At 74.3% G+C, this 11,708-nt stretch carries 12 protein-coding genes; 5 read left to right on the forward strand and 7 right to left on the reverse strand.

From position 1 onward, the window contains the following. Window positions 1-48: 48 nt before the first annotated feature. A complete protein-coding gene (locus Sfr03f_RS09745) occupies window positions 49-2,547 on the forward strand; it encodes a tetratricopeptide repeat protein (RefSeq protein ID WP_108953239.1) in 2,499 nt (832 codons plus the stop codon). Window positions 2,548-2,929: 382 nt separating this feature from the next. On the opposite strand, the gene Sfr03f_RS09750 is transcribed toward Sfr03f_RS09745, so the two are convergent. Next, window positions 2,930-3,808, reverse strand: a complete 879-nt coding sequence (locus Sfr03f_RS09750) for a LysR family transcriptional regulator (RefSeq protein WP_108953240.1) — start codon at window positions 3,806-3,808, stop codon at window positions 2,930-2,932. A gap of 113 nt (window positions 3,809-3,921) precedes the next feature. On the opposite strand from Sfr03f_RS09750, the gene Sfr03f_RS09755 reads away from it, so the two are divergent. After that, a complete protein-coding gene (locus Sfr03f_RS09755) occupies window positions 3,922-4,308 on the forward strand; it encodes a YybH family protein (RefSeq protein WP_108953241.1) in 387 nt (128 codons plus the stop codon). Between the two features lie 139 nt (window positions 4,309-4,447). Next, window positions 4,448-4,897 (forward strand): DNA-binding protein, encoded by a 450-nt coding sequence (locus tag Sfr03f_RS09760; protein ID WP_108953242.1) that lies wholly within the window; start codon window positions 4,448-4,450, stop codon window positions 4,895-4,897. A gap of 45 nt (window positions 4,898-4,942) precedes the next feature. Here Sfr03f_RS09760 and Sfr03f_RS09765 read toward each other — a convergent pair whose 3' ends face one another. The 4 genes from Sfr03f_RS09765 to Sfr03f_RS09780 form a co-directional block, all read right to left on the reverse strand. Beyond that, on the reverse strand, window positions 4,943-5,671 hold the full coding sequence (locus Sfr03f_RS09765; RefSeq protein ID WP_108953572.1) for a nucleotidyltransferase domain-containing protein: 729 nt from the start codon (window positions 5,669-5,671) through the stop codon (window positions 4,943-4,945). A gap of 185 nt (window positions 5,672-5,856) precedes the next feature. Next, the gene (locus tag Sfr03f_RS09770) at window positions 5,857-6,189 is read right to left on the reverse strand and encodes a thioredoxin family protein (RefSeq protein WP_108953243.1); all 333 of its coding nucleotides are present in this window, start codon (window positions 6,187-6,189) and stop codon (window positions 5,857-5,859) included. Beyond that, a complete protein-coding gene (locus Sfr03f_RS09775; protein ID WP_108953244.1) occupies window positions 6,186-6,611 on the reverse strand; it encodes a MerR family transcriptional regulator in 426 nt (141 codons plus the stop codon). Before Sfr03f_RS09775 ends, Sfr03f_RS09770 begins: the two co-directional genes overlap by 4 nt. 161 nt (window positions 6,612-6,772) lie before the next feature. Further along, window positions 6,773-6,979 (reverse strand): hypothetical protein, encoded by a 207-nt coding sequence (locus Sfr03f_RS09780; protein WP_108953245.1) that lies wholly within the window; start codon window positions 6,977-6,979, stop codon window positions 6,773-6,775. A gap of 260 nt (window positions 6,980-7,239) precedes the next feature. On the opposite strand from Sfr03f_RS09780, the gene Sfr03f_RS09785 reads away from it, so the two are divergent. Beyond that, window positions 7,240-8,898, forward strand: coding sequence for a catalase (locus Sfr03f_RS09785; protein ID WP_108953246.1), 1,659 nt, complete (start codon window positions 7,240-7,242; stop codon window positions 8,896-8,898). 90 nt (window positions 8,899-8,988) lie between these two features. On the opposite strand, the gene Sfr03f_RS09790 is transcribed toward Sfr03f_RS09785, so the two are convergent. Both Sfr03f_RS09790 and Sfr03f_RS09795 read right to left on the reverse strand, forming a co-directional pair. Then, window positions 8,989-9,339 carry a YkvA family protein gene (locus Sfr03f_RS09790; RefSeq protein ID WP_290429950.1) on the reverse strand — a complete coding sequence of 117 codons (351 nt, stop codon included), beginning with the start codon at window positions 9,337-9,339 and terminating at the stop codon, window positions 8,989-8,991. A gap of 120 nt (window positions 9,340-9,459) precedes the next feature. Continuing rightward, on the reverse strand, window positions 9,460-11,583 hold the full coding sequence (locus tag Sfr03f_RS09795) for a xanthine dehydrogenase family protein molybdopterin-binding subunit (RefSeq protein WP_108953248.1): 2,124 nt from the start codon (window positions 11,581-11,583) through the stop codon (window positions 9,460-9,462). On the opposite strand from Sfr03f_RS09795, the gene Sfr03f_RS31520 reads away from it, so the two are divergent. Further along, window positions 11,582-11,707, forward strand: a complete 126-nt coding sequence (locus Sfr03f_RS31520) for a hypothetical protein (protein WP_281262829.1) — start codon at window positions 11,582-11,584, stop codon at window positions 11,705-11,707. The genes Sfr03f_RS09795 and Sfr03f_RS31520 overlap by 2 nt on opposite strands. Window position 11,708: the final 1 nt, after the last annotated feature.

Consider the following 11,708-nt stretch of genomic DNA (forward strand, 5'->3'; position numbering starts at 1 on the left):
TGGCCCCTGAACGTCGTACCGTGAGGCCGGACGAGGGAGGACCGCGCAATGCCGAGACCGCAACGACGGGTGTCACGTGGCGAGTTGACGGCCCTGCGGGCGCTGGACCGGTTCGTGGGGCGACGTGAGGAGATGGCGCTCTTCGCCCGGAACCTGGCGAAGGACCCCCTGTCTCCGACCGACCCGGCCCTGTACCTCTTCCACGTGCGCGGCGTCGGCGGCGTCGGCAAGTCGAAGCTGTTGCGGCAGTGGCGGGAGACCGCCCGGCAGGCGGGCGCCGTCACCGCCGCCGTGGACGAGAACGACGTGCACGGGATCCTGTCCGCGATGACCGCCGTCGCCGGCCAACTGTCCGACGCGACACGGCCCTGGAAGGCGTTCGACCGGGCGGTCGAGCAGTACCGCCGTGAGCAGGACGCCGCCGCGGAGCCGGTCGACCTCGACGGAGCGGCCGACGACGGCCCCACGCCGGCGAGCCGGGCGATCTCCCGGGCCGTCCTCGGTGGCGCGTCCACCGTCCTGCCCGGTGGCGGCCTCATCGCGACGATGGTCGACCCCGACGTGGTCGCCGAGGGCGTGGACCAGGTGCGCGAGCGGGTGCGCGGCCGCCGGACACGCGGCCGGGGGCCCGAACTCGACGCGGTGAGCAGGGAGTTCGTGTCCGCGCTGGACAGCCTGTGCCAGGAGCGGCCCTGGGTGGTGCTGTTCCTGGACACCTGGGAGCAGACCGGCCGGCACCTCGACGCCTGGCTGCGCACCATGCTCCGTGACGGCTTCGGCCCGCTGCCCGTCAACGTCATGTTCGTGCTGGCCGGCCGCGACTGCCTGGACGAGCACGACTGGTCCGGACTCATGGCCCAGGGCAGGGAGGTGCCGCTGGAGGCCTTCACCGAGCAGGAGACCCGTGAACTGCTCGCCCGGCGGGGCGTCACCGAGCCGGCGACCGTGGACGCGGTGGTGCGGCTGTCCATGGGGCTGCCGCTGCTGGCCGACCTGCTCGCCCTGGCCCGCCCGGGGAGCGCGGCCGCCGTCGACGCGGACGGGGACGCCGCGGAGACCGCCGTGGAACGGTTCGTGCGCTGGATCGCCGACCCACTGTGCCGCGAGGCGGTGCTGACCTGCGCCCTCGCACCCCGGCTCAACGAGGACGTCTTCGCCGCGGCGGTGCCCGAGGAGGCGCGCGGGCTGTGGAACTGGCTGTGCGGACAGCCGTTCGTCAGCGGCAGCGGCGAGTTCAAGAAGTACCACGCCGTGGTGCGCGCCGGGATGGTCCGGCGGGAGCGGGCGCGTTCACCCCAGGGCTGGACGGCGGTCCACCTCCGGCTGGCCGACGCGCACGCCGCCTGGCGCGCCGGGCTGGAGGCGAACCTGCCCGCCCACCGGCGCCGGCAGGACGCCCGCTGGCACCGTCACCGGCTGGACGAGATGTACCACCGGCTCTGCGCCCACCCCGGCGGCGGTCTGACCGGCGCGCTGGAGGAGGCCGTGCACGCCGCCGAGGCCTCGCCGGACGCGCTGCGGCAATGGTTCGACGCCTTCACCCGGGCGGCGGAGGACACCCACGACGACGCCCTGGGAGCCTGGGCCCGCCGCCTGCGCGAGGCGACGGCGGGGGCGGCGGATCCGGTCGTCGCCGCGCTGGGCGCGCTGCTGACCGGGGGCCCGCTCGACGCGGCCGCCCAGGCGCACGCGCATGTGGTGCGCGGACGCCGGCTGGAGGTGGCCGGCCAGGAGGACGCGGCCGTCGCCGAGTTCGACCGGGCGATCGCCCTCGCCCCGGACAACCCGGCCGCCCGGTTCCACCGTGGACGCGCCCACCTGCGGGCCGGGCGCCCGGAGGCGGCCGTGCGCGATCTGGACGTCGCCGTGCGTCTCGAGCCCGCCGATGCGCGGGCGCTCTCGCAGCGCGGTGAGGCGCACCGCCGGGCCAGGCGGTTCGACGAGGCCGTCGCCGACTTCACCGCCGCGCTGGCGCTCGACCCCGGCCAGGTGCGGGCGCTCGGGTCGCGCGGCCAGGTGCACCAGCAGGCCGGGCGGTTCGACGAGGCCGTCGCCGACTTCACGGCCGCCCTGGCCCTCGACCCCGGCTACGTCTGGGCACTGGGTTGCCGCGGCCGCAGTCACCGTCAGGCCGGCCGGTACGACGAGGCCGTGGCCGACCTGACGGCGGCGCTGGCCGCGCGGCCGGACCACGCCTGGGCGCTGGGCGAACGGGGCAAGACGCACCGGCTGGCGGGGCGCCTCGACGAGGCGGTGGCCGACCTGACCGCGGCGCTCGCGCTCGCCCCCGACTACCGCTGGGCGCTGGTCGAACGAGGCATCGCCCGTCTCGAGGCCGCCCGCCCGGCCGCCGCGGAGACCGACTTCACCGCCGCGCTGGAGTTGGCCCCCGACGACCTCTGGGCGCTCGTGGGCCGTGCTCGCGCCCGCGAGGCGGCCGGCCGCGCCGCGGAGGCCCGGCAGGACCTCGACCGGGCCACGGCCCTGGACCCGGACGGCGCGTGGCGCGACGGCACGGCGGAGTGGCCCGGCGAACGCACCGGCTGACCCGCACCCCACTGCCTCCGCTCACCGGGTTACCGGCTCGCGCGCCCGCTTGGTCGTACGGCTCGGCCTCGGAGGGCGGTTGTCCCAATCGCCCGCTCACCGGGCCACGGCTCTGGTCGCGGACGGCGCGTGGCGCGACGGCACGGCGGAGTGGCCCGGCGAACGCACCGGCTGACCCGCACCCCACCGCCCCCGCTCACCGGCTCTCGCCCACCTGCCCGTTCGGCTCGGCAGCACCAGGAGGACCGCGCGCGCTCCCGCGGTCACCCGCCCGGCGGGCCGCGCCGACCCGCTCACCCGCCGATGCGGCACCCGGCACCGATCAGGCGGGCGGCCGTTCACCCGGCGACGCGGCACCCGGCACCCTCGCGCGGGCACCCGTTCACCCGGCCACGCCGAACGCCTGCCGCATCCGCCGCAGCAGCGCCGGGACCGCGGGCACCCCGTCCCGCCAGACCAGCGCGAGCAGCGCGGGGTCCTCGACGTCCCGCAGGGCGACGGCGGTCAGCCGGTCGGCGTGGCCCGCGACCATGGACTCGCTGAGGATCGCCACCCCGAGCCCGCGGGCGGCGAGGTCCGCCACCGCGCCGGCCGCGCTGGCCTCCAGGGCGATACCGGGCCGCAGCCCCTGATCGGCGCAGGCCCGGTCGAAGACCGTGCGCAGCCCGGTGCCCGCCGGCATGCACACCAGGGGGTGGGCACACACCTCGCGCAGCAGGACGCGCCCGCGGCCCGCCAGCGGATGCCCGGGGGCCACGGCCGCGACCAGCGGCTCGCTCACCACGGTCACCGAACCGACCCCCTCCGGCGGGGCGGCCGTCCCGACCAGCGCCAGATCGAGGGCGCCGCCGCGCACGGCCTCCACCAGCCGGTCGGAGTTGTCCTCCGTCAAGGAGAGCTCCACACCGGGGTGCGCCCCGTGGAAGGCGGCCAGCGCCTCGAACAGCGGCAGCACCGTGCACCCCACGACCATGCCGACCGAGACATGCCCGCGCAGCAGCCCCGTCACCTCGTCCACGCTCCGCCGGACCGCGTCGGCCGCGGACAGCGCCGCCCGGGCGTGCTCCAGGGCCGCCTTCCCCGCCACGGTGAGGGTCGCGACGCGGGCCGACCGGTCGAACAGCTCCGCGCCGAGCTCCCGCTCGAGTTGCCGGACCTGGGCGCTCACCCCGGACTGACTGATGTGCACCCGCTCGGCCGCCCGCGTGAAGTTGCGCTCCTCGGCGACCGCGACGAAGTACTCGAGCTGACGCAGTTCCATGACTCCTGATTCTAGTAGCCAGCAGGACCATCTGTTGGACTTCTGGCGATGCCCGGCAGAGGCTGGAGGTGAAGCGACGGAGACCCGCCTCCGTCCCGACAGGAAGGAACGACATGACCACCGACGCCGACCACCGCGCCGATCGGGGGAAGGCCATGCGTCCGGAGGACATCACCCGCCTCTTCGTCGAGAGGTCCAACGCGGGCGACGCCGCCGGGGTGGCCGCGCTCTACGAGGAGAACGCGGTGATGGCCTACCCGCCCGGCTCCACCACCGTCGGCCGGGAGGCCATCCGCGCGCTCTGGGAGAAGGTGCTGGCGTCCCGCCCCCGTTTCGAGCCGGAGGAGCCGCTGCCGACGCTGGTCGCCGACGGCGTCGCCCTCACCGCGACCCCGCCCAAGGACGGCGCCGGGGCCCGCGCGCAGGTCGTCCGCCGCCAGCCCGACGGCAGCTGGCTGCGGGTCCTCGACCGCCCGGAGTTCCTCCCGCCCGCCGGCTGACGCCAGCTGCTCACCCGTCCGTGCCCCCTTCCGCAGGAGCCGGCAGCAGCAGCGCCGAACCCGGGTGGAGGGTGATGCGTGAACAATCTGTTCACAACGAAGCGTTGACAACGAGGAATGTCATGCCAATGTTAGGGGCATGCCCGAAACGCCTGAGCAGCCCGTCACCGATCCCTTCCAGCCGCCCGACCCCGAGGAGGAGCGGGCGCGGCGCGCCCCCGGCGCCCTCTTCCGCATCGCCGAGCGGCACGCCGCGACCGAGGAGCAGCGCCGTCGGCAGACCAACCCGATGCTCCCCGCGCCGCACGAGGCGGTGCGCACGGTGGCGTTCCTGCTCAGCGGCGCCGCCCGGCTGGAGGACGGCGAACCCGAGGTCGACAAGGCCGACATCACCGCCGCGCTCACCCTTCTCCCGCTGGTGCGGGGTGAGCTGGACGAGCTCGAGACCGGCCTCCTGCAGATGGCCCGCGGCCGGGGCATGACCTGGCAGGAGATCGCGTTCGGGCTCGGTCTGGGCACCCAGCAGGCGGCGCGGCAGCGCTACGAACGCCTGGCCTCCCGCACCGCCCGCGACGAGGAGGCGTCCTGAGCCCGTGACCGGGCCCCGCTCCGAAGGGGCGCCGCGGTCCCCTCGTCAGTCCGTCGGGGGCGCCGCGGCCGGCCAGCCCTGTTCCGCGGCTTCGAAGAAGTGCGCGCGGACCCGGTGCAGCCAGGCCTCCACGGGACCCTCGTCCGGGGTTTCCGGCAGGACGCTGCGGGCCTCGGCGAAGGCGGTCTCGTACCGGCGCAGCAGGGGTTCCGCGGCCGAGGGGTCGGCCGCGACCCGGGCGCCGAAGTCGTGGAACTCCTGCGGATCGTCCACCCGCAGGGTCAGTGAGCCGGTCGTGTACAGCTCCAGGCCCTGCGCGCAGAGCCGTTTCAGGTGGCGCGCGTGCTTGGCGGTGCGCTTGCGTAGATCGGCCGAGAAGGCGCCGTCGCCCCGCCGCTCCAGCCGCCGGAACTGCTGGACGGCGTAGCCGAGATAGGCGTCACGCACCCGCCCGGCGCTGAGGAAGCAGCCGCGGAGGGCGACCAGTTCGTCCCCCAGCGGGGTGCGCACCTCGTACAGCTCCTCCGGCAGCCACACCAGCTCCATCGCGGTGGGGTTGCCGGAGAGGGCCAGCCGGCACCACTTGGCCGCCTCGTGCAGCGTGCGGTCGGGTGCGGTGGTGACGTGCGACTCCTTCGGCCGCCGCAGCCCGTGCAGCTCCACGGTGGGGACGGCGAAGACACCGAGCCTGTCCACGTCCGAACCCGCGTGGGCGAGACCGTACGCCGTGGAACCGACGACCCCGGACAGCAGGACGTTCGCATGCGCGGTCATGGTGGCCGCCTCCCCCTGGTCGTGCCGCGGACGAAGGGTCCCGAGCCGCGTGGCGCCCATTCTCTCGGGCGCGTCGTCGCACGTCACCCGCATTTCCCGGCGCGCGCCCGCGGGCCGCCAGGGCCGCACCGTCCGAACCCCCCGGCCGCCTGGGCCGCACGGTCCGGATCCCCCCGGCTCGTCGCCTACAGTGCCTCCTCCACCTCGGCCAGCAGGCGCCGCTTGGGCCGCGCGCCCACCATGGAGCGCAGCGGTTCGCCCCCGCGGAAGAGCATGAAGGTCGGCATGGACAGCACGCTGTACCGGTTCGTCGTCTCCGGGCTGGTGTCCACGTCCAGCTGCACCACCTTCAGCCGCTCGCCCTGCTCCGCGGCCAGCGCGGTCAGCACCGGGGCCATCTGCCGGCACGGCGGGCACCAGTCGGCGGTGAACTCCACCAGCACCGGCAGCCGCGCCCCGAGCACCTCCGCCGTGAAATCGGCGTCCGACACCTCGGCCACGCCCTTCGCCCTGATCATCCTCGTCCTCCCAGTTCGCAGACGGGCTCCGGGCCCCCCGGAACCAGCGCCTCGGCGGCCAGACCCTCACGCGCCCGCTCGGCCCGGGCCAGCTGCCGGGAGACCTTCTCCCGGACCCCCCGCAGCTGCTCGATCATCGAGTCGAGCTCGTCGAGCTTGCGCCGGTAGACCAGCTGCGACGCGGGGCAGGAGTCGCCCTCCGCGTGGCCCGCGCGCAGGCACTCCACGAAGGGCCGCGTCTCCTCCAGGCCGAAACCGAAGTTCTGCAGCATCCTGATCTGCCGCACCTGCGCCAGGTCGTGCTCGTCGTAGGTGCGGTGCCCGTTGCCGTCCCGCCGCGCCGACAGCAGTCCGCGCGACTCGTAGTACCGCAGGGTGCGGGTGGTGGTCCCGGCCTCAGCGGCCAGCTCGCCGATTCGCATGCCGACGACGGTACGGCTTGACGCCGACGTCAAGGCAAGCGTCCGGCGCCGGGGCGGACGGGGTGCGGGCACGCGCAACACCGGGGGCGGCCGAAGCCGCCCCCGGTGGAGGAAGGGAAGGAGGGGGGAAGGGGCGGAGAGGAACGGTCGCCCCGGCCGGGCTAGGGCAGCAGTTTCTCGAGCGCCGCGGATCCCTCGGAGGCCAGCTTGCGCTCGGCCCACTTCAGGGTGTCCGGCGTGACGTCGCGTCCCGTGGCCAGGACAAGATCCTCGGGGGTCACCTCGGAGTCGGGTCGGGCATGGAGCTTCCCGTCCGGAGTGACCCCCTCGAAGGAGGCACGGGACTCGTCGGGCTGTGCAGTCGACATGGGTCTCTCCCTCGGCTCGCCGATAGGCACACGCGTACCCCCGGAAAACCTCACCTATGCCTACGAAACGGTCATCGGATGATCGACGGCAAGGCGGGGGAGGGGCCGCGGCAGCGGTCTCCGGAAGCCCCTCGTGTCCCGGGCGCCCCGTTCGCCGGTGAGGGCAAAAGGTGCTAAAACCGTGAAAGCCCCATAACTGCGTGTCGCGCGCCCGCTCACGGTGCGTGAGCGCGACGAGCCGGCCGAAGGAGCATCCCCGCATGACGGACGTATCCAGCAAGGGTCCCGCACAGGGTGACGACAGGGAAATCCTGACCAACCGGCAGGGACACTTCGTCTACGACAACCAGAACCAGCGCACCGTGGGCGCGCGGGGACCCGCCACGCTGGAGAACTACCAGTTCCTGGAGAAGATCAGCCACTTCGACCGCGAGCGCATCCCGGAGCGGGTGGTACACGCCCGCGGGGCGACCGCCTTCGGATACTTCGAGGCGTACGGCGCGTGGGGCGACGAGCCCGTCGACCGGTACACCCGGGCGAAGCTGTTCCAGGAGAAGGGCAGGCGGACCAGGGTCGCCTGCCGCTTCTCCACGGTGATCGGCGGGCGCGACTCCTCGGAGTGCAACCGCGACCCCCGCGGCTTCGCGGTGAAGTTCTACACCGAGGACGGCAACTGGGACCTCGTCGGCAACAACCTGGGCGTCTTCTTCATCCGGGACGCCATCAAGTTCCCGGACGTCATCCACGCCCTCAAGCCGGACCCGGTCACCTTCGTCCAGCAGCCGCGCCGCATCTTCGACTTCATGTCGCAGACCCCGGAGTCCATGCACATGCTGGTCAACCTGTTCAGCCCGCGCGGCATCCCGGCGGACTACCGGCACCAGCAGGGCTTCGGCGTCAACACCTACAAGTGGGTCAACCAGCAGGGCGAGACCAAGCTGGTGAAGTACCACTGGATGCCCAAGCAGGGCGTCAGGAGCATGACCGAGGAGGACGCCGCCAACCTGCAGGCGCAGGACGTCGGCCACGCGACGGCGGACCTCTACGGCGCGATCCAGCGCGGCGAGTACCCGGAGTGGGAACTGCTCGTGCAGATGATGGACGACCACGAGCACCCGGAGCTGGACTTCGACCCGCTGGACGACACCAAGACCTGGCCCGAGCAGGAGTTCCCGCCCAAGGCGGTGGGCCGCATGGTGCTCGACCGCTGTCCGGAGGACTTCTTCGCCGAGTCCGAGCAGATCGCCTTCGGCACCGGCGTGCTGGTGGACGGCCTGGACTTCTCCGACGACAAGATGCTGGTGGGCCGCACCTTCTCCTACAGCGACACCCAGCGCTACCGGGTGGGCCCCAACTACCTGCAGCTCCCGGTCAACCAGCCCGACCACGGACTGGTGCGCACCAACCAGCGCGACGGCCAGATGACGTACCACGTCGACGGCGGGGGCGGTAACCCGATCGTCAACTACGAGCCGTCCATCCTGGGCGGACTGCGTGAGGCGCACTACCCGACCCACGACGAACAGGGGCCGGAGATCAGCGGACGCCTCACCCGCAAGCGCATCCCGCGCACCAACGACTACCTGCAGGCCGGCCAGCGCTACTGCCTGCTGGAGGAGTGGGAGCGGGACGACCTGGTCAAGAACATGATCGACCTGCTCTCCCAGTGCGACCGCCCGGTCCAGGAGCGCATGGTCTGGCACTTCCTGCTCGTCGAGAACGACTTCGGCACCCGGGTCGGCGACGGCCTGGGGATCGGCGCGAAGGACGTCGCCCACCTGCAACCGCTGGAGAGCCAGGACCTCACCGACGAGGACAAGGAGCGGCTGCGCAACCTCGGGAACAACCCGCCGCGCGACGTCCAGGGCCTCACCATGACCCACTGCGTGCCCAACGAGCGGTTCGTGGTCACCCGCTGACCCGGCCCCTGCCCCGAGCGCAGAGCGAAGCCCCCCGGCGGACGGGCCGGGGGGCTTCGCGCCGTGCGTGTGCGACGGGCGGCGCGGGGGTCAGTCCCGGTGGGGCGCGGCAGCGAGGCCGGGAGCCGCGCCCCCGCCCGGAGCGCCCGCTCCGCCGGGCGTGGCCCCGCGCGGGCGCCTCGGCAGCGTCATGCCCTTGGGCAGCGTCGCGCGCATGCTGCGCAGGGCCAGCAGCAGGGCGCCGATGTCGTCGAGGTACACCGGGTCGGGGACCAGATCGGCCGGCAGCACCAGATAGGCGACCGCGCCCCAGAACACCCACTTCGGGCCGGTCGGCAGACCGGCCTGCCGCAGCGCGCGGCGGGTGCGCACCAACCGCAGCAGCAGCCGCACCGCGACCGCCAGCAGGACCACCGCGACCACCACGGCGACCGCGACCAGCACCAGCGTCGTCCGCTCGTCCACCGCACACCTCCCAAGCGAGGAGGGCGGCGCACGTGCGTCACCCTCCTCTTCAGCTTCCCCGACGGCGGGCCCGTACGGCACCCGTCGTGGCCGAGGTCACGCCCGGTGGTGGGCCGCCCCCTGCTCGGACAGGGCCTCCAGCACACGGTCGGGGGTGAGCGGCAGCTCCCGCATCCGGACGCCGGTCGCATGGTGGAAGGCGCTGCCGACGGCGGCGGCCGTGCCCACCACGCCGATCTCCCCGATGCCCTTGCCGCCGGTCGGGTTGAGGTGCGGGTCGTCCTCCTCGATCCAGTGGGCCTCCACCGAGGGCACGTCCGCGTTGACCGGCACGTGGTAGGCGGCCAGGTCGCGCTCGGCGAAGTCCCCGAAGGCCGGGTCCAGGGTGGAGCCCTCGGTGAGGGCCATGCCGAGCCCCATCACCATCCCGCCGACGAACTGCGAGCGCGCCGTGCGCGGATTGAGGATGCGCCCGGCGGCGTACACGCCCAGCAGACGGTTCACCCGGACCTCGCCGGTGACGGTGTCGACGCCGACCTCGGCGAAGTGCGCCCCGAAGGCGTGACGGGCGTGGTCGCTCCCGGCGTCGGCGAGACCGGTGGTGTCCGCGTGCTCCTCGAGCCCTTCGTGGGGCAGCGAGCCCTGGTACACGGCGAGCCGGCGTGCCAGCCGGACGCAGGCCTCGTGCACCGCCCAGCCCCAGGACGCCGTGCCCGACGAGCCCCCGGCCAGCGGCGCGGCGGGCAGGTCGCTGTCGCCGATCTCGATCCGCACCCGGTCGCCCGGCGCGCCCAGCGCGTCGGCGGCCACCTGGCCCAGCACGGTGCGCGCCCCGGTGCCGATGTCGGTGGCGTTCACCCGCACCAGGAAGGTCCCGTCCGGCAGCGCCCGGGCCGTGGCCGTGCTCGGGGAGACCAGCACCGGGTAGGTGGCCGACGCCACGCCGGTGCCGGTGAGCACCTGCCCCGCCCGGCGCCTCCCCGGCCGGGGATCGCGCCCCTCCCAGCCGAACCGGCGGGCGCCCTCCCGCAGGCACTCCACCAGGTGACGGCTGCTGAACGGCTTGCCGGTGTCCGGTTCGACGTCGCAGTCGTTGACCACCCGCAGCTCGACCGGGTCCATGCCCAGGGCCTCGGCCAGCTCGTCCATCGCCGATTCCAGCGCGTACATGCCGGGCGTCTCACCGGGGGCGCGCATCCACGAGGGGGTGGGGACGTCCAGCCGTGCCACCCGGTGCGCTGTCCGGCTGTGCGGCGCGGTGTACATGGTGCGTCCCGGCACGGCGGCCTGCTCGACGAACTCCTTCACCCGCGAGCTGTAGGTGGTCACCTCGTGGACCAGCGAGCGGATCCGGCCGTCCTCGCCGGCCCCCAGCCGCACCCGGTGCAGCGTCGTGGCGCGGTGGCCCACCAGGGCCGGCAGGTCGCGGCGGGGGAGCGCCAGGGCGACCGGCCGTCCCGTGTGCAGCGCCGCCATGGCGGCCAGCACCACGTCGGGGCGCGGCGTGCCCTTCGACCCGAAGCCGCCGCCGACGTGCTCGGCGCGCACGGTGACGGACTCCTCCGGCACCTCGAACATGGCGGCCAGCGTCTGCCGGACCGTGGTGGTGCCCTGGCTGGAGCAGTACGCCTCCAGCCGGCCGTCCGTCCAGCGGGCCGTGGAGGCGTGCGGCTCCATCGGGTGGTTGTGCAGTGGCGGCACCCGGTAGGCGGTGTCCACCCGTACGGGGGAGGAGGCGTACGCGCCGTCCGGGTCACCGTGCTCGCGCAGCCCCGGATGGCCGCCGTTGGCCTTCTCGGGCACGTACGCGTCCGGGCGGTCGGGCGTCAGCAGCACGTCGTGGTCCAGCGGCAGGTACGCGACGTCCACGGCACCCGCGCCCTCACGCGCGGCCTCCGGCGTCTCGGCGACCACCAGGGCGACGACCCAGCCGCGGTGCGGCACCCGGTCGTCCTGGAGGACCGCCAGCGTCGGGTCGTCCGGCTCCGCGAGCCGTGGCGCGTTCTCGTGGGTGAGCACCGCCAGCACGCCGGGCACGGCCAGCGCCGCGGAGGCGTCGACCCGCTCCACCCGGCCGCAGGCCACCCGGGCCGGGACGGGCCAGGCGTGGGCGAGGCCGGGCAGGCGGTGCTCGACGGCGTAACGGGCCCGGCCGGTGACCTTGTCCAGGCCCTCCCTGCGGACGACGGGAGTGCCGAGCGCGGCAGGGGCGTCGGGCATGAGGTTCCTCCTCCGGGTGACGGCGATGACGGCGGTGACGGTGACGGTGGCGACGGCTGTGACGTCGAAGGCGCCGGTGACGACAGGTGACGGCCGTGACGTCGGTGACGCCGGACGCGGCTGAC

It is taken from the genome of Streptomyces fragilis, from assembly GCF_003112515.1.
GTDB lineage: Bacteria > Actinomycetota > Actinomycetes > Streptomycetales > Streptomycetaceae > Streptomyces > Streptomyces fragilis.